The 16,844-nt window shown below is 51.2% G+C and carries 16 protein-coding genes; 12 read left to right on the forward strand and 4 right to left on the reverse strand.

All coding sequences use genetic code 11. The features are described 5' to 3' along the window. The first annotated feature begins 175 nt into the window (after positions 1 to 175). Positions 176 to 613: a baeRF12 domain-containing protein gene (locus IE054_RS14960; RefSeq protein WP_189407837.1), complete on the forward strand. Its 438-nt coding sequence runs from the start codon at positions 176 to 178 to the stop codon at positions 611 to 613. 73 nt (positions 614 to 686) lie between these two features. Here IE054_RS14960 and IE054_RS14965 read toward each other — a convergent pair whose 3' ends face one another. Beyond that, positions 687 to 2,204, reverse strand: coding sequence for a phage tail sheath family protein (locus tag IE054_RS14965; protein ID WP_189407839.1), 1,518 nt, complete (start codon positions 2,202 to 2,204; stop codon positions 687 to 689). Between the two features lie 245 nt (positions 2,205 to 2,449). On the opposite strand from IE054_RS14965, the gene IE054_RS14970 reads away from it, so the two are divergent. After that, positions 2,450 to 3,472, forward strand: a complete 1,023-nt coding sequence (locus tag IE054_RS14970; RefSeq protein WP_189407841.1) for a DJ-1/PfpI family protein — start codon at positions 2,450 to 2,452, stop codon at positions 3,470 to 3,472. Continuing rightward, positions 3,469 to 4,425: a GlxA family transcriptional regulator gene (locus tag IE054_RS14975; RefSeq protein WP_189407843.1), complete on the forward strand. Its 957-nt coding sequence runs from the start codon at positions 3,469 to 3,471 to the stop codon at positions 4,423 to 4,425. The genes IE054_RS14970 and IE054_RS14975 overlap by 4 nt, the downstream gene beginning before the upstream one ends. On the opposite strand, the gene IE054_RS14980 is transcribed toward IE054_RS14975, so the two are convergent. After that, the gene (locus IE054_RS14980) at positions 4,422 to 4,802 is read right to left on the reverse strand and encodes a hypothetical protein (RefSeq protein ID WP_189407844.1); all 381 of its coding nucleotides are present in this window, start codon (positions 4,800 to 4,802) and stop codon (positions 4,422 to 4,424) included. The genes IE054_RS14975 and IE054_RS14980 overlap by 4 nt on opposite strands. A gap of 628 nt (positions 4,803 to 5,430) precedes the next feature. On the opposite strand from IE054_RS14980, the gene IE054_RS14985 reads away from it, so the two are divergent. Beyond that, on the forward strand, positions 5,431 to 6,552 hold the full coding sequence (locus IE054_RS14985) for a porin (RefSeq protein WP_189407845.1): 1,122 nt from the start codon (positions 5,431 to 5,433) through the stop codon (positions 6,550 to 6,552). A 12-nt stretch (positions 6,553 to 6,564) separates the two neighbouring features. Then, positions 6,565 to 7,362: a substrate-binding periplasmic protein gene (locus tag IE054_RS14990; RefSeq protein ID WP_189407847.1), complete on the forward strand. Its 798-nt coding sequence runs from the start codon at positions 6,565 to 6,567 to the stop codon at positions 7,360 to 7,362. Positions 7,363 to 7,404: 42 nt separating this feature from the next. On the opposite strand, the gene IE054_RS14995 is transcribed toward IE054_RS14990, so the two are convergent. Together IE054_RS14995 and cspE are read right to left on the reverse strand one after the other, a co-directional pair. Beyond that, the gene (locus tag IE054_RS14995; RefSeq protein WP_189407849.1) at positions 7,405 to 8,712 is read right to left on the reverse strand and encodes a DEAD/DEAH box helicase; all 1,308 of its coding nucleotides are present in this window, start codon (positions 8,710 to 8,712) and stop codon (positions 7,405 to 7,407) included. Positions 8,713 to 8,799: 87 nt separating this feature from the next. Beyond that, positions 8,800 to 9,009, reverse strand: a complete 210-nt coding sequence (cspE, locus tag IE054_RS15000) for a transcription antiterminator/RNA stability regulator CspE (RefSeq protein WP_189407851.1) — start codon at positions 9,007 to 9,009, stop codon at positions 8,800 to 8,802. Positions 9,010 to 9,378: 369 nt separating this feature from the next. Between cspE and IE054_RS15005 the strand changes: the two genes are divergently transcribed. The 7 genes from IE054_RS15005 to IE054_RS15035 all read left to right on the forward strand — a co-directional run bounded on the left by IE054_RS15005 (position 9,379) and on the right by IE054_RS15035 (position 16,824). Beyond that, a complete protein-coding gene (locus IE054_RS15005; RefSeq protein ID WP_189407853.1) occupies positions 9,379 to 9,909 on the forward strand; it encodes a sigma-70 family RNA polymerase sigma factor in 531 nt (176 codons plus the stop codon). Then, complete coding sequence (locus IE054_RS15010) at positions 9,906 to 10,601, forward strand: anti-sigma factor (protein WP_189407854.1); 696 nt, start codon at positions 9,906 to 9,908, stop codon at positions 10,599 to 10,601. The genes IE054_RS15005 and IE054_RS15010 overlap by 4 nt, the downstream gene beginning before the upstream one ends. A 126-nt stretch (positions 10,602 to 10,727) precedes the next feature. Then, positions 10,728 to 12,308, forward strand: coding sequence for a DUF4331 domain-containing protein (locus IE054_RS15015; protein WP_189407855.1), 1,581 nt, complete (start codon positions 10,728 to 10,730; stop codon positions 12,306 to 12,308). Between the two features lie 10 nt (positions 12,309 to 12,318). Continuing rightward, on the forward strand, positions 12,319 to 12,831 hold the full coding sequence (locus IE054_RS15020) for an Ig-like domain-containing protein (protein WP_189407856.1): 513 nt from the start codon (positions 12,319 to 12,321) through the stop codon (positions 12,829 to 12,831). Positions 12,832 to 13,138: 307 nt separating this feature from the next. Next, positions 13,139 to 15,241 (forward strand): TonB-dependent receptor, encoded by a 2,103-nt coding sequence (locus IE054_RS15025; RefSeq protein WP_189407858.1) that lies wholly within the window; start codon positions 13,139 to 13,141, stop codon positions 15,239 to 15,241. A 6-nt stretch (positions 15,242 to 15,247) separates the two neighbouring features. Then, positions 15,248 to 16,312 (forward strand): sensor histidine kinase, encoded by a 1,065-nt coding sequence (locus IE054_RS15030; RefSeq protein ID WP_189407860.1) that lies wholly within the window; start codon positions 15,248 to 15,250, stop codon positions 16,310 to 16,312. Continuing rightward, a complete protein-coding gene (locus tag IE054_RS15035) occupies positions 16,309 to 16,824 on the forward strand; it encodes a response regulator transcription factor (protein ID WP_189407862.1) in 516 nt (171 codons plus the stop codon). Before IE054_RS15030 ends, IE054_RS15035 begins: the two co-directional genes overlap by 4 nt. Positions 16,825 to 16,844: the final 20 nt, after the last annotated feature.

The raw sequence follows: 16,844 nt of genomic DNA on the forward strand, positions 1-16,844 counted from the left end.
CAGCCCCTGCGCATCAACGACCTGTCCTGCGCAATACATTGGGCTGTGGGTGCATTGCTGGCGCCGATTTTGCTTTTATAATGAATATAACGGGTTGTAGTTTTGCATTACATTGCCTCGTAATCATCCGGGTGACAGCCGGAATAACTTACCAGTAATAACAAGGGGGAAACGTATGGTTGGTCAATCGTTTTTACTTGTAGCAAACCGCAGTGAAGCCAAAGTTTTTGTCCTGCAGGAGAAGGGAACCGCACTGGAATTTGAGAAAAGCTGGTCGAACCGGTTTGGGCATTCCAGTGACCAGGATATTTATACGGATAAACCCGGTCGACAGCCCGCCCCATCTGCACAGGGTCACGTGGGAGACAGCATGCCCCGTAAAGATGCCACAGAGCAGGAGGCGGAGCGTTTCGCAGGAGATGTGATTGACTGGCTTGATAATAAACGCAAAACCAGCAAAATTTATCATATTGATATCATTGCTGAGTCCGGTTTTTTAGGCAAACTGCGTGGCAAGATGAATAAGCAGCTGGAAGAGCTGGTCGAAAAAGTCGTCGACAAAGACGTTGTAAATGCAGATGAAGATCGCCTTCTGGCGTATCTCAAAGACTAAAGCGTGGGGGCTGAGCCCCGTTTCTTCCCGTCACCAGTACGCTGGTGCCGGGCCAGCAAACAGTGCATGATGCTTACGGCTGATGCATGTCGCGACGTATTGTCAGCACGATAAACTCCGCGGGTTTTGTTACCGCCACGCCAAGCTGTACAACTAGTCTGTCAGCATTCAGGTCAGCCTGCGTCATGGACTTTCCCAGCCCGCAGCTGACATAAAACGCTTCATCTGGCGTGTTCCCGGCTAACGCGCCCTGTCGCCACAACCCGCTCAGAAATTGCCCGATCATGTGTTCGACTGCCATCCATACCTGTTCATCATTTGGCTCAAACACCGACGCATTCAACGCCTTTTGAATGCTTTGTTCCAGCATGATACAGGTGCGGCGTACGCTGATATAGCGCCATTGAAGATCGTTTCCCCAAAGGGTTCGAGCCCCCCACACCAGCGTCCCTTTACCGGCAAACGCACGAATTGTGTTCACCGACTTACCGTCAGGATCATCATTCAGTATTTGCTGCTCTCCTTCTGATACCGTTTCGGCAGGCGCGACAACCCCGTTGATGCTGACATTGGCCGGCGCTTTCCATACGCCACGCGTCATGTCCGTTTTTGCATATATTCCGGCCAATGCGGCAGACGGGGGCAGCAGGTTAACCTCCTGTGCACAGGCGTTAATTGCCGAAACATAGACCTGACTTAACGAACGAAACGCTTTGTCGACAGTGTCTGGACTTCGCCTGTGCTGTCGCGGTGGCCGCTTTTGCTTTGTGTGATATGACGTGCTGTCTTCAGTGAGCGCATCAAGCAGTGCGCGGGTTTGCCGATCAAGCCTGCCCAGTTCGTGCGCAATAATACGCTGCAGCAACGCTCTGGCAGGCGCATCAAAAATGGTATAAGTGAGTCTGTCACTGCGAAGTAGCACTGTATTTAACCAGGGATAATACGCCGCGCCAAATCCCCCCGTCGTGGCGGTATTAATTTGATTACGAAATGCAGCCACACTGTGAGTGATAGGTTCAAAGCCATTGAAAATATCCAAAATCGCTATTCGGCGTTGCGTCTGAATTGCACAATGCTCAAGCATAGACTGCTGGAGTGTCAGGCAATCAGGCTCTTTCAGACTGACTGCCTCAGGGATCACCAGCATTGCAGGCAGGGGCTCTGTAAGTAGCCGGTCAAGTGCGTTTTGCAGTGAAGCCCGTGCTATTTCTTTCTCGCTGTATGTACCGGCAGAGATAACATAGCAGGCGCCGCCACCGTTACTAAAATAAAGCTGCATGCTGCGGTAAAGCCGAAAATAAGGCGAGGGCCTGATCAAGCCAAAGTGATTCCCCGCATGCGCAAACCCGGTATTCTGGCTCGTTGCTGACTGAGTAAGGCCAAATTGCAATACCGGGGGACCACCAAAGATATGCTCAAACTCTGTCAGACTGGTAAGGCGAACAGGTAACCCCGTCACAGACTGTCCGCCTTTCACGGCCTTTTCGGTATAGCCAATGAAGGCAGGAATCGCAGTTTCGACCGCAGCGACCGATGTCGGCAACGCTGCATTTTCTTTAATATAAACGCCGGGTGCTTTATAGGTAGGCATCAGCATTGCCCTGTAAACGGGATGCACAAGCATCAAAAGTGAATGAAATTGCCCTTACCACGCCGTTATTAACATAGCAGAGACGGGAAACTCGGCAAGTCTCTAATGGCGATTTGCAAGATGACTGTAGCGCCAGCTCGTTCATAGACATGTCACTAACTGGCAAGATTTGACGCTTCTTTGTCATTTTGCCAATTCCTTCGGTAGACTATGCTATCGCTGTCATTCACAAACAAGGACCCTTTATGCCAGCGAACGCGCAACGTTACGGATTGTTTACCACCTTGATAAGCCTTATTGCTCTTGTTTTTACAAGCACCATAGCCTTTGCTGAAACGCCCCGGGAAAAGCCTTTCACGGTCGCAATTTTGTTGTTTGATGATGTGCAGATTATCGACTTTGCTGCGCCGTATGAAGTGTTTGGTCAGGCTGATTTTGATGTTTTCACCGTGTCCCAGGATGGAAAAACCGTGACCACAGCCATGGGGCTTTCGGTTAACCCGGCCCACGCCTTTACAACAATGCCTGAGGCCGATGCGATTCTGGTCCCCGGAGGCGACGTCCACGACGCCATGCACAATGAAACCATACTGACCTGGCTCAAAGCACAACAGCAACAGGTGGATCACATTCTGTCGGTCTGCACCGGGTCTCACATCGTTGCTGAGTCAGGTTTACTGGACTCGCTCGCGGCAACAACCTTTCACAATGCGCTGGAGGGGTTCGCCGCTGATTACCCTGATATAACCGTAAAGGCCGATAAGCGTTTTGTGGATAATGGCCAGATTATCACGTCTGCCGGTCTGTCATCCGGTATTGATGCCTCACTGCACCTGGTAAGTAAAATACGCGGGATTAACAAAGCCCGGTCGGTCGCGCTGCACATCGAATATGACTGGGATCCTCAAGGCAATTTTGTTCGGGCCGCCATGGCAGATCGGCACTTTCCGGATAACACATACCAATGGCCTGAAGGAATTCTGTTTAACCAGCTAAGTTCTGTGGGCGATGAGTCTGCCTGGAAAACCGTTTACAGAGCCCGTACTGACGCCTCCGCGGCCGACCTGCTGGCCGTGTACAAAGCCGCCATGTCGGCCCACAACGACTGGCAGCCTGCCCAAGCCGAAGCTCCCAACACGCTAAGATGGGTCGGCGGTGGTGACCATAAAGGCTGGCTGCATGCGGTACGCATCGAGGCATCAGAACACAATAATACCTATCATATCTCCCTGATCATCGAACAGCACCAGAATAAGGCCGCTTTATGATCACCCGACAGATCGGCTTTTTATTGTTTGAGGGAATGAATGCGCTTGATCTCACAGGTCCGATGGAAACGTTTCATACTGTCGCGGATGTCTGCCCACACTCGCCTTATGAGCTGGTCTTTATCGGACCTGACGCCAGTACGTTTACATCTGAATCAGGTCTGCAAATGACAGCAGGGGTCGGCCTGAATGCGTGCGGCAAACTGGATACGCTGATCATACCGGGAGGCAGTGGCTCACGCAGCACAGAAAATCAGCGCCTGCTAAGTCCGTGGCTGGCAGCGATCAGCACAAGCACCAGACGTATGGTCAGTATTTGTACGGGGGCATTTTTGCTGGCTTCCTGTGGTTTGTTAAATGGCAAAAAAGCCACCACTCACTGGGCCTTTACTGATGAACTGGTGAGAACATACCCTTCAATAACACTGGCCGCCGATGCGCTGTATGTCGATACCGGCAATATAGCTACTTCAGCCGGTATCACTTCCGGTATCGATTTAGCGCTGAAACTGATTGACGACGACCTGGGCACGACCGTCGCGACCGACGTAGCCCGGTACCTGGTCGTCCATTTGCGACGCGCCGGTGACCAGGCACAATTTTCTGTGCCGCTGCAGTATCAGATAAAGGCCGGGAGCCCGTTTGCTGACCTGACCGGTTGGATCCTGAATAATCTAAGCAGTGAACTGAGTATCCGGCATCTGGCGAACCACTGTGGAATGAGTGAACGCAATTTTTGCCGTCGTTTCCAGCAACGGGTCGGTACTTCACCCGGGCGCTATGTTGAGCATCTCAGACTGGACTATGCCCGGGAGCTACTGGTGGCGCATAGCTGGCCACTGAGCCAGATAAGTGGTGCTTGTGGCTATAGCAACCCGGACATGTTTCGACGGGCCTTCGCGCGGCGCTTTGGCCTTTCACCAAACGCATACCGATTGCGCTTTACCCGTTAGCGTCTTCCTCGCGCGCGAATGGTCACATCAGTCAGCGCGACCGGCAGTATAAGTTTGTTATACTTATTGACCAGAATATCAATTTGTTGCTTGAGTTCCTGCCGCTTTTCACGGTTTTTCAGGTGGTTCTCGTAGTCTTCCATCAGTGCGTCAATCTGTACACGGGTCTGCTCAATAAGCACCTCTCGCTCTTCCGGACTCATTGCTTTCGCGTCCACGTCCTCAGTTTCATCAGGCACCACTTCAGGTGCTACATTAACCTGAGTCGTTTTTGCGGGTGTAGATTTTTCCTGCATCCCCTGTAGCAGAAAAACGCAAAGTGCCGCAGCGAGTGCTGCGCCGACACATACTGACAATACGCCTATAAGCCTTCCCATGAGTCTCAGACCTCTTCTATTTAGCTTCGTCTTCTCCCGTCTACTGTAGGCCGGCATTGCCGCCTGTTCACAAAACACATACTCAACTAGTACTGCGCAAAATAGTTTGAACGACACTCTGTTTTCAACGTAAACACTTCAGCAGAGGTACTTAGTTACCTGTAATCAATTACTGCCTGTTCTTCTGCACGCAATCCGGTTTTTTCAGCGTACAATTTTACCGTTAGCGCGCTGATTGCTGCATCCACTTCTTCTTAAGGTAGCTTAGCAGGTGCATCTGTGCAATTTTCAGGCAATACCATTGATATTACTTTAGTTACTGGCAATATTGAAGTGCAACGTTACCTCATAAAAAAGCCATAAACGCCTTCTGTTCTCTCTTTATTACGGCTGGCTCATCCCGCCCTCCTCCCGTGCGCATCGTCCATAACCTTGCCGAACTGTGTTATAAATGAAACACAGTCTCCCACTGTCGCGGTCACACACTGATCCATACACTGGCAGCGATGGTACAAGAGGGCTAATTGGGGCCGATAATGTTCAGGTCCGTCTCGGTATATGTGATGGATTTAAAAGCAAAATCAATGCCCGCCCCTTTTCTAAGCCATTTACATATAAGGAAGGCTGGATGAACAGAACGCGCTTCATACCCTTTCATTTGGTGATCCCCATTATGATTGCCAGCCCCGCACTCGCCCAGGAAGACAAGCCGGTTGAAATTGGCGGCCATGTTCGCGCCAATTACAGTTACATTGACTGGCAGGAGTCTGCTTTTCGGGACGGCCTTGAGTTCGAATCTTTACGACTCAACCTTTCCGGTGACTACGGAAAATTCAGCTATAAGGCGGAATATCGCTGGTATGAGAATGTCAGTTTTAATACCGTTCGCTACGCAGATGTGACCTACACCCATGATGAATACTGGCAGGTGACGGGCGGCATCACCAAAGTCCCGTTTGGACTCCTTCCCTTTGCATCCAATAATTTTTGGTTTTCCGCTAACTACTATATTGGCTTCGAAGATGATTATGACGCAGGCGCGGTAGTGAATTACGAGCGTGGTAACTGGAGCATACACGGCGGTTACTTTTTAAACGACGAGTATAACGACGCCGCCGAATTTGACCGCTACTCCTTTGATGTGGCGGATGACGGCGAATTTCGAAATAAAGAAGATGGCCAGTATAACCTCAGGGTCAATTACTCCGATAACATCATCCGTGGCGCGACAACAGACATTGGGATGTCGTTGCAACAAACTGAGGTGCTGAACCTCGACACCGTCGATGAGGGCGACATGCGCGCCTGGGCAGTACACCTGCGGCATCAGCAGGGCGACGTTAAAGTTGAACTACAGTACACCGATTATGACTACGATTTGAAGGCACCAAGCGGCCAGCGCCGGGACAGGCTGGCATTTTCTGGTTTCGGCTCGCCGGTGATGATGGCCAGCGAAGGCCGCAGTTATATTGGCAATTTTGTTTATACGTTGCCGTACAAGTTTAAAGAACTCACCCCAATAAAATGCTACAGCGAATACAGCAAAATTGATCCTGATGGCCCCCAGTCACGGCCCTCCTCACAATGGGTTAACGGATGTAGTTTTGGCTGGAGCAAATTGTACGTTTACATTGATACCATACAGGGTAAGAACATGTGGTTTTCCGGCGGACCGGGCCTGGGGCTCGATCTGGGTGGCCGACAACAGACAACAAAGCGACTGAACATTAGTCTTGGTGTTTACTTCTAAATAAGAGTCATTATGCGCACATTATTATTTATTGGATTATTTTTAATGCTTTCACCGGGCCAGGCGCTGGCTCATGCCTGGCTGAAACTTAAGATTGCCACCACCGAGTATGCTCCATATACCTCAACCGACATGGAGCACAATGGCTATATTAACCATATAATCAGCCGGGCATTTCTGGAGACCGGTGTCATCGTAGAGTTTACGTCCATGTCATGGGAAGACGCGATTGAGGCGGCAAGTTCAGGTGAATACGATGCGGTATCGTATGGTAACTTTGTCCGCTCACGAGAAGACGAGTTCTGGCACAGCGATCCTATCTCTGCCGAAAACCTGGTGTTTTATGTTAATAAATCATCAGGCCCCAAACGCTGGTCGTCGCTGTCAGAGTTGAAAGAATACAAAATGGGTGTCACCGAGCAGTATCTCTATTCAGATGAGCTGGCGGATTATATAAAAAATACGTCAACCACGAAAACTTACGAGAGCGATAACGCTAACTTAGAGGCGCTCATTGAGGGTGAAACCGATATCTTCCCCATTGATGAACTTACCGGCTGGTATCTGTTACAGCAGAACTTTTCCAGCGGTGAACGCGAGGAGGTTTCATTACTCGAACCTCGCATTTCTACAGTTACCACGCACCTGCTGGTGCCGAAAGGCAAAGGCGATGACAGACTGGTGCTGGCACTCTTCAATAAAGGGCTTGAGCAACTCACATTGCAGGGTGAAATGAAGCGCTTTAAGCAATTACTGCGTGACGGCTTCTACCAGCATCCTGGCGAGCAAATCAACTACGACCGCCGCTAGCGTCACCTTTTTGCAGGCCAACCCGGCCTGCAAACCACAGGACTACTGTGTGTAGGCCTGTCCCGAATTACGCCCTGCATCAGGCTTATTGTTACGGCGCGGACGTGAACGCCGTGACGGTGATGCTTTTTGACCCGCGTCGTTTGTTCTATTCGCTTTTGGTTTTTTAGGCTTCTTGGGCTTTTTGGGCGCAGACAAACTTGTCGGAGCCAGTGATAATGCTGGCTCAAACCCAGCCAGGTGCTGACGTGGCAGCAACTTTTGGATCAGAGTTTCAATGTCCTTGAGCTGGGACAGCTCATCGGCACTAACCAGCGACCAGGCTTCGCCTTCCGCCCCGGCACGACCGGTACGGCCAATCCGGTGAACATAGTCCGCGGCGGTATTTGGCAGATCCAGGTTAACTACAATCGGTAACTGACTAATATCGATACCGCGCGCAGCAATATCGGTGGCGACCATGACATCAATATCGCCGCTCTTGAATGCACTTAGTGCTTTAGTCCGTGCGCCCTGGCTTTTGTTGCCATGGATTGCTGCACTTGGGATTCCGGCAGCATCGAGCTTTTTCGAGACACGATTTGCACCATGTTTCGTACGGCTGAATACCAGCGCCTGCTTCCAGTTATTTTGTTTTATCAGCGAAATCAGAGCTGGGATTTTGCGATTTTTATCCAGTGGTACCAATGTCTGTGTGACTGAATCCACCGTCGAGTTTTCAGGCGCAGTAGAAATCTTTACAGGCTGCTTTGTGATGGTTTCTGCCAGCGCTGTAACCGTGGGTGAAAACGTTGCTGAAAACAACAGCGTCTGGCGCTGTTCAGGCAGCAACTTTAAAATGCGTTTTATGTCGTGAATGAAGCCCATATCCAGCATTCTGTCTGCTTCATCCAGCACCAGAATTTCCAGCTGATGAAATTTCACAGCGTTTTGCTGATACAGATCGAGCAGCCGTCCTGGCGTTGCCACCAGCACATCGACACCGCGACGCAGACGTTTCATTTGCGGATTAATGCCTACCCCACCAAAAACCACAGCACTGGACAATGGCAAGTCACGACTGTACTCACTCACACTTTGTTCAACCTGCGCAGCCAGTTCACGGGTTGGCGTCAGGATCAGTGCCCGAACACAGTTCGACGCAGGCTTTCTGCCTTCGCTCAGACGTTGCAATAAAGGCAAAGCAAAGCCTGCGGTTTTGCCGGTGCCAGTCTGTGCGGCAGCCAGCACATCCTTGCCTGTGAGCACCGCGGGTATGGCCTGCTCCTGAATCGGTGACGGCGTTGTATACCCCTGCGCAGAAACAGCATTTTGCAGGGACGCGGATAAGCCCAACTTAGAAAAAGACATGGCAACCTCGGGTGGTCAGAAAAATAGACGGGATGGGAATAGTGTAATGAACGGGCACCGATGATGTGCCCGCTGAAAGGTAAGTACTTATAATACTTCTACGTCTGCCGCTTGCGGGCCTTTGTTACCTTGTTCGACGACGAACTGTACATTCTGACCTTCTGTCAGTGTACGGAAACCGTCAGACTTAATGGCGCGGAAATGTACAAATACATCTTTACCGCCATCTGGCTGAGAAATAAAACCGAAGCCTTTTGCTTCGTCGAACCATTTTACTGTGCCTGTTGTTGTAGACATGGATAACTCCTAAAAAATAATAGATGAGCGCGGTTACGCACCCGATTTGCGATGAAGGGCTATCGAATCTTGGGAACAGGTCTAAATCAGTAAAGGTCGAAATGAGAATCGCACGAGGTGACTAACAAGGGACTAACGGATGTAGCATGGATCAAAGTTAAATAGAACCTTCAAAAGGCGAGCGCAGTGTATCACCCTTATTTGACATGTGCCAGTTTATTTTTCACACATTGCACATTGTTTTTTCTCTGCGCCAATATCGATATTGCATCCATATTGCTAATTGGGTCGTTTATGTAGCAGGATGGATAACTGCCGAAGAGGTAATCGATGTTGCACTCTTTGGTTCACAACATGCCAGAGGTGCTCATGGAACATGAAACGCTGTTTCCGTTATTATGCAATACTGCAAGCGGTGACAAGAACGCTTTTGCGAAACTTTACCAGATAACCAGCCCACAACTTTACGCCGTTGCGCTAAAAATGCTCAAAAAGCCGGACCTCGCTGATGAAGCGACCCAGGATGCATTTGTGAAAATATGGCATAACGCGGGTCACTATCAGCGCGCCAAAGGGACCGTGCTGACCTGGATGGTCAGTATTGTTCGCTATCGCGCACTGGATTTAATGCGCTACCACAAAGTCAGAAATGAAGTTGACCTCGAAGCCGAGGCCATTCCCGATAAACCTGATAACGCTCAGCGCTTTAGTGCAGAGCAGCAAAAACTCGAAGAGTGCATGGATGAACTCGATCAGTCACAGCGCCAGGCAATTCAGCTTGCCTACGTTAACGGGCTGTCGCATCAGGAAGTGGTGCATCATTTGTCCTCGCCACTTGGCACAATTAAAAGCTGGATCCGCCGGGGTCTGCAAAGTCTGAAGCGGTGTTTGTCACTATGAATTATTTAATTGAAGAACGCTATAACGCGCTGGCCGCAGAATACGTGATTGGCACATTGCGCGGCAAAGCCCGAATTCGCTTTCAAAAACTGATGATGCAATATCAGGCAATACACGATGCAACCTGTCTTTGGGAGCAATACCTTGAAGGCCTGAACCATTCAGTTGCACCGGTTACCCCGCCACCTAAAGTGTGGGCCGAAATTCAGCGACGCTTAGGGCATGCTGATGCACCGCAGGCGGTTCCCGATCAACCCGCCAAACCATCGCGTAACCCATGGCAATGGACAGCCCTGACAGGGTTAGCCGCGGCCGTGATCGTTGCGTTGTTTTTGATCGTTCCACAAAAAACAGCTGAGTTACCGGTCTCGCAGGTGGCCATTGTCAGTGACAATGACAACCAGCCACTGTGGATTGTTGAAGTATCCCGTGAATCAATTAAGGTCAGAGTGACGGATGCACTCGCCCCGTTGCCTGATACAGATTATGAGTTATGGATGGTGCCGGCCAATGATGCCGCCCCGATTTCCCTGGGTTTACTACCAGAATCGGGCAGTCTGCTTGCCGCTGCACCTGACTTTTTGTTCAGTGACAACATTAAAGCACTGGCCGTCAGTAAAGAACCGCCAGGTGGCTCGCCAACCGGCAGTCCGTCTGAAGTGCTCTATATCGCACCATTGTTTAAAGTCTGAGCACACGTCTCAAAGCCGGCAACACTGCCGGCTTTTCATTAAATTTAAAAATATTTTACATTTTTTGCATCTAGCAGCACTTCCCTGCCGTAAGGCTTGATGAATACACAACACAAGGAATTCATCATGCTCTTGAAAAAATCGACATTGTTGACCGCTTCGGTTGCACTTGTTGCCAGTAGTGTTATGGCATCAAGTCACCGTGAAGCTCCCAACATTACGCGTCACCCTACGCTGGACAGTACCGACTTTTACGCGTTCAGTAGTTATGAGCCTGGCCGCGAAGGGTATGTCACCTTTATCGCCAACTATATACCACTGCAAGATCCTTACGGTGGCCCCAATTACTATGCGATGGACCCCTATGCGGAATACGTTATTCACATCGATAGCGACGGCGATGCGACCGAGGACATGAGCTTTGTGTTTAATTTCTCGCAAATGCTGCCCTCGGATAATGAAGGTGTGGCATTGCCGGTCGGCCCTGATGACGCACAGAAGATGATTAAAGTGCCGCTTAAGAATGTTGGGCCTGTGTCTGCAGAAGACAGCAGTGCCGCCAACTTCTCTGAAATGTATACGCTGGAAGTAGTCAGTGGCGACATGCAAAGTGGTACACGCACTGAAATAACCCCTGCCGCAGGCGGTATGTTCAAAAAACCGCTGGATTATATCGGTAACAAAACCTTTACCAGCAGCGAAGAATATCAGCGCTACGCGGATACCTTCGTTTATGACATCTCGGTTCCGGGCTGTAGTGATATGGGACGCGTGTTTGTCGGCCAGCGTAAAGACCCCTTTGTTGTAAATCTGGGCGAAACCTTCGACCTGGTCAATTATGTGCCAGTTGAGGGTGACAGTGCACCTGGTGCCGGTGATGGCGGCGGTTTCCCCGGCGGTATCACACAGGACAGCGCCAATGACGACCTGAAAGATAAAAATGTGACATCGCTGGCCATTGAAGTACCCGCGAGTTGTGTGACCGGTGATGGCAATGGTGTCATTGGTAGCTGGACAACTGCTCGCTTACCGCAGGCTCGCATCCTGAACCCTGACGCTACGTTTGAGAAACCCGAGGTGCATGGCGGTGCCATGACACAGGTATCACGCCTGGGTAACCCACTGGTCAACGAACTGGTTATTGGTATTGGTGATAAAGACACCTTTTCAACCTCTCACCCCAGTGAAGATGGTCAGTTCGCTGATTATGTAACCCATCCGGTGTTGCCCGAGCTTCTGAACGTACTGTTCAGAGATGCCGTCAATGACACGCTGGGTACATCTATTGATACGCTGGCACCCACCAATTTCCCACGTAACGATCTGGTCACGGCGTTTTTGACCGGTTTTGAAGGTGTGAACCAGCAAAGCTCGGTTACTGCGTCGGAAATGCTGCGTCTTAATACAGCTATTGACGCCACCCCTGCAGAGCAACAGTCTGCCTTTGGTGTGGCAGGAGACGATTTAGCCGGGTTCCCTAACGGACGTCGCCCAGGTGATGACGTCGTCGATATCGCCCTGCGCGTTGTCATGGGTCGGCTGTGTTATCCCATTCCAATCAATGGTGAAGACACCGCGCTGGGTCTTTGTGAAGAAGAGGATGCGAGTGTAGGCAACGTGCCCTTCACAGATGGTGCCCCCGTGGATGCGTCCATGGTTGACAGCAGCTTTCCTTACCTGAAGACGCCACTTGCCGGCTCAGAATAGGAGGTTTGACATGAACCATTCAATAAAACTGCTGCTTGTAGCAGGGTTGGCAGGCTCACTGTCAGGCTGCTTCGACAGTGATGATGACGACAACGACAATCAGGACGGTATGCAAAATGCAGCGCCGACTGCGACGGACGCGTCATTCACTACCGAGGCAGACACCGCCTTTACCGAGATGCTGGATGCTTCTGATCCGGATGGTGATACGCTGACCTATGCACTGGAAGAGGAGCCCACGATGGGCAGTGTTGAGGTCATGGACAGCGGCGAGTTCACCTATACGCCTGCGGCGCAGGTGACTGGCATGGACAGCTTTGTGTTTTCGGTATCTGACGGCACCAATGCTGCCGTGACCGCAACGGTCTCAATCACCATCGAAGACCAGCAGGTCTCGCTGACCAGCTATACGCGGGAGGCGTTTATGCAAGATGCAACCGATACGCCATTACCGGTGAACGGCAGAACGTTTACCGATGATGCTGATGATGGTGCATTCGACGATCTGCTGATGGATCAGTAATCCACTTTCGCCAGGGACGGTGTTTTTAGTTTAAAACAGACCACAGCCAGGCGCAGAACCCTGATCCTGGTTTCCACAACGACTGGCTGTGGCTGTTTTTCTGTTCATCACAACATCGACACCTGTACGTTGTCGTCGCGCAGTCAGACAGGCTGGCAATCATTTCTGCTATCACCCAAAATCTCTCCCCTTCATTAATTAAACGCGCCTTTGTGCGGGGTTACTAAGTGGTGCGACAATTTGCCGCATCCCGGCTTTTGAATTTGGTTGTTATTATCCGAATTAAATTCTTATTAGTCAGGTTGTTATGCTGTTACGTTTCCCATTGCTATTACCCGTTTCACTATTGGTTTCTGTCCCCACCGTACTCGCCAGTAATATCGCTGACAGTGAGCTTGAGCATATCGAAATCACTGGTCACGCGCACGAGCAGGAAGTGCATGGCGCTGTCGATGAACTGCTAAACCAGCGTGGCGTAACATTTTCTGAAGCTGGAGGCGTGTCGGCGCTACCGGTAATCAACGGGCTAATGGGCGACCGCATCAGTGTCTCAGTTGATGGCGCGACTCTGACCGCTGCCTGTGCCAACCAGATGAACCCGCCGCTTTCTTATGTTTCAGCCAACCAGATACGTCATGTTCAGGTTTTACCGGGCGTTTCGCCAGTAAGTCGTGGAGGCGACAATATTGCCGGTGTTATTGCGCTTGAGACAATAAACCCACAGTACAGTGAGCAGTCCCATTTTACGGTGCAATCAGGCAATGCCGGACTTTCCTATCGCAGCGCTAACCAGCTACAAGGCGTCAATGGTAGCCTGCACCTTGCCAGTGACACGCTGAGTCTGCGCTATACCGGCGCTTTTGAAGACGCCAAAAGTTATCAGGATGGTAATGGCGCGACCGTTTTCGACACCCTGTATCGTGCCCAAAATCATGCGCTGACTGGCGCTTTCAGAGACGATACTGCGCAGCTTGCAGTTAAAGTCAGTCATCAGGCCATTCCCTTTCAGGGGTTTGCCAACCAGTACATGGACATGACTGACAATACCAGCACTGGCGTCACCGTTCGCTACGAGCATGGATTCACCTCAGGCGATCTGTTGGTGCACGCCAACTGGCATGAAGTTGACCATGAAATGGGCTTTTTCAGCGCGCAGAAAACCGGCATGATGCCGATGCTGACGGATGCCAGCGATCGGTCGCTGAAAATGGCCTGGAATATGTCACTAAGCCCTGCCCACCAGCTATCGTTAGGCGCCGAATATCATGACTACCGTCTGGATGACTGGTGGCCGGCGCTTGACGGCTCAATGATGATGGGGCCTGATGACTTTATCAATATCAATAATGGTAAGCGGACACGCGCTGCCATGTACGGCGAAACAGACATGGCCCTGGCTGCAAACTGGCAGTTATCAGCTGGCGTACGGCTTGAACATGTCGTCACCAACACGGACGAGGTACAGCCTTATAACCGCATGCCGATGATGGGCATGCCGAATAAAGACGCGGCAGCCGCCGACCGCTTTAACCAGGCGTCGCGTAAGCGCTCGGAAAATCTGGTCGATATAACGCTGTTGCTGACCCATCGTATAGCTGACAACCACCACTGGCAGGCCGGCCTGTCACGCAAAAACCGGGCGCCCAATCTGTACGAGCGTTATAGCTGGGGCAAAGGCACTATGGCCACCACCATGATTGGCTGGTTTGGTGACGGCAACGGCTACACGGGCAATCTGACGCTGACGGCGGAAACAGCGCACACTTTCAGCGTAGGCTATACGTTTGAGAATTCGAAAGCCACGACTGCACTGAGCATTACACCGTATTACACCAAGGTGGACGATTATATTGATGTCGATGTCACCGGTCAGTTCTTTGCCTTCAACCGCATGCAGCAACCCGGCGCGATGCGTAACTCACTGACGTTTACCAACCTCGACGCCACGCTTTACGGGGTGGATATGAGTGCCCGCCACCTGCTATTCAGCAGCCAGCATCGCGGAGAACTGAATGTATCAGTAAATGCTGCCCTAAACCGTGGTAGTCGTGATGACAGTGGCGAGCCACTTTATCAGCAAATGCCCTGGCAATGGGGAGTGCAGTTGCAACACACACTGGGCGGCTGGACAAACAGTCTGCAGCTTCAGTGGGTTGCTGACAAAACTCGCGTCGATCCACGGCGCCTGGAAAACCGCACAGGCAGCTATACCCTTATCAACCTGCACAGTGCTTACCAGTGGGAGCATCTGAGCATACGCGCGGGCATTTCTAATTTATTTGACAAGGACTATGCCTTACCATTGGGCGGTGTCAGCGTCGCCGATATTCGCATGCAACGTTCCCAGGACTTTTTGCAACTTGCCGGAGAGGGCCGCTCGGTTAATATAGAGCTGAATTACCGGTTTTAGGTTTTTATGTTACTGCTACTTGTTATTGCCCTGTCTAAACGTTCGCGGTTTTCCGTATGGCTGACTACCCTGCTTTTGCTTAGCGAAGTCCTGCTGGTTAACGCAGTGCTGGCCGTAAATGGCGGTGCGAGTAATCCGTTTGGTGTTGTGCTGCTGATCCCTATCGTACTGGCATTTATGTTATTGCCACTGGCCGTTGCGGTCGCTGTACTGATGGTAACCATTGCCTTACAAAGTGCACAGTTACTGATGCTGTCCGGCAGTGGCCATGCTGGGCACGCCATGCTGGGACATTATCATGGGATGATTCTGGGCTTTGTGTTTACCGGCTTACTGATAGGCGTCGTTATCCGTTACTTTCGCTGGCAACTGGCCAGTCGGGAACAGCAAATTCAGCGTATGCGTGAACGCCAGTTACGCGACGAACAGTTGCTGGCTATTGGCACTGCAGCTGCACAACTGACACACGATGTTGCTACGCCTGCACAAACCATTCGGCTGCTGCTCGAAGAAGCCGGAGAGTCACCTTCGCCCCCGGCCTGGGTAGAGCAGCTCAATGCTGAGTTTGGCCGTATTGAGTCGCACCTGCATACCTGGCGTACGCTGGCTGATGATATTCGCGAAAAGCGCACCTTTGCTTATTCCCCTGATACACTCTGGCAAGCGCTCCAGAAAACGCTGCATACAGCACGGCCAGAAGCCCGGATTTCATGGCACTGTAATACGCTGCCGGATGCTTCTGTTCACGCTGATCGCACGCTACTGCCTGCTATTTCCAGTATTGTGATAAATGCGTGTGAAGCGACCCACCGGCTAGCCAGCCATCCTGTCGAGGTAACCAGCAACGCCACCGGGCATGGCTGGCAACTGGCCATCGCCAATGCCTGTGATGTGATTGATGATGCCATGCTCGAGCAGCTTGGCGCACAATTTATGACGAGCAGTACTGGCCACGGCGTTGGCGCTGTGATCAGCAACGCCACCATCGAGCGTTTTGGCGGTAGTGTCACCTGGCAGCGAAATGGTCAAATACTTGTCACGCTGATTACGTTACCGGTGAGCCCGTCGTGAGGATTATTCTTATTGACGATGATGCGGTGTTTCTTGAAACATTAACGCGCCGCTTACGAAATACCGGCCGCTATCAGGTAACGCCGTGTGAGTCAGCCAAAGACGCATTGACGCTGTCGATGACACAGGCGGACGCGCTTTTGCTGGATATGCAGTTAGGACAGGAATCGGGGCTCGATGCTATTGCTCCCTTACGCACACGCTTCGCGCCACAGCATCTGATTATGCTTACTGGCTATGCCAGCATCGCCACCACGGTAGAAGCAATGAAGCGTGGCGCGACTGATTATCTTGCAAAGCCTGTCAGCCTGAATGACATAAGGCGTAAACTGGAAGGTACGGACAGCGTACAGGCCGACTTTACGCCACTATCAACCGCACAGCTTGAGCGTGAACATATTGAACATACCCTCCACCAGCATCAAGGGAATATCAGCGCAACGGCTGCAGCACTTGGCATGCACAGGCGCACTTTGCAACGTAAGCTAAAAAAATTCTCGCGCGGAAGTTAACCACTCAGCAGACGCAGCAA

This window comes from Alteromonas halophila, assembly GCF_014651815.1.
GTDB lineage: Bacteria > Pseudomonadota > Gammaproteobacteria > Enterobacterales > Alteromonadaceae > Alteromonas > Alteromonas halophila.

Coding starts and splice junctions, on each gene's coding strand:
- IE054_RS14960 (WP_189407837.1), top strand. CDS start 176: ATGGTTGGTCAATCGTTTTTACTTGTAGCAAACCGCAGTGAAGCCAAA.
- IE054_RS14965 (WP_189407839.1), bottom strand. CDS start 2,204: ATGCCTACCTATAAAGCACCCGGCGTTTATATTAAAGAAAATGCAGCG.
- IE054_RS14970 (WP_189407841.1), top strand. CDS start 2,450: ATGCCAGCGAACGCGCAACGTTACGGATTGTTTACCACCTTGATAAGC.
- IE054_RS14975 (WP_189407843.1), top strand. CDS start 3,469: ATGATCACCCGACAGATCGGCTTTTTATTGTTTGAGGGAATGAATGCG.
- IE054_RS14980 (WP_189407844.1), bottom strand. CDS start 4,802: ATGGGAAGGCTTATAGGCGTATTGTCAGTATGTGTCGGCGCAGCACTC.
- IE054_RS14985 (WP_189407845.1), top strand. CDS start 5,431: ATGAACAGAACGCGCTTCATACCCTTTCATTTGGTGATCCCCATTATG.
- IE054_RS14990 (WP_189407847.1), top strand. CDS start 6,565: ATGCGCACATTATTATTTATTGGATTATTTTTAATGCTTTCACCGGGC.
- IE054_RS14995 (WP_189407849.1), bottom strand. CDS start 8,712: ATGTCTTTTTCTAAGTTGGGCTTATCCGCGTCCCTGCAAAATGCTGTT.
- cspE (WP_189407851.1), bottom strand. CDS start 9,009: ATGTCTACAACAACAGGCACAGTAAAATGGTTCGACGAAGCAAAAGGC.
- IE054_RS15005 (WP_189407853.1), top strand. CDS start 9,379: ATGGAACATGAAACGCTGTTTCCGTTATTATGCAATACTGCAAGCGGT.
- IE054_RS15010 (WP_189407854.1), top strand. CDS start 9,906: ATGAATTATTTAATTGAAGAACGCTATAACGCGCTGGCCGCAGAATAC.
- IE054_RS15015 (WP_189407855.1), top strand. CDS start 10,728: ATGCTCTTGAAAAAATCGACATTGTTGACCGCTTCGGTTGCACTTGTT.
- IE054_RS15020 (WP_189407856.1), top strand. CDS start 12,319: ATGAACCATTCAATAAAACTGCTGCTTGTAGCAGGGTTGGCAGGCTCA.
- IE054_RS15025 (WP_189407858.1), top strand. CDS start 13,139: ATGCTGTTACGTTTCCCATTGCTATTACCCGTTTCACTATTGGTTTCT.
- IE054_RS15030 (WP_189407860.1), top strand. CDS start 15,248: ATGTTACTGCTACTTGTTATTGCCCTGTCTAAACGTTCGCGGTTTTCC.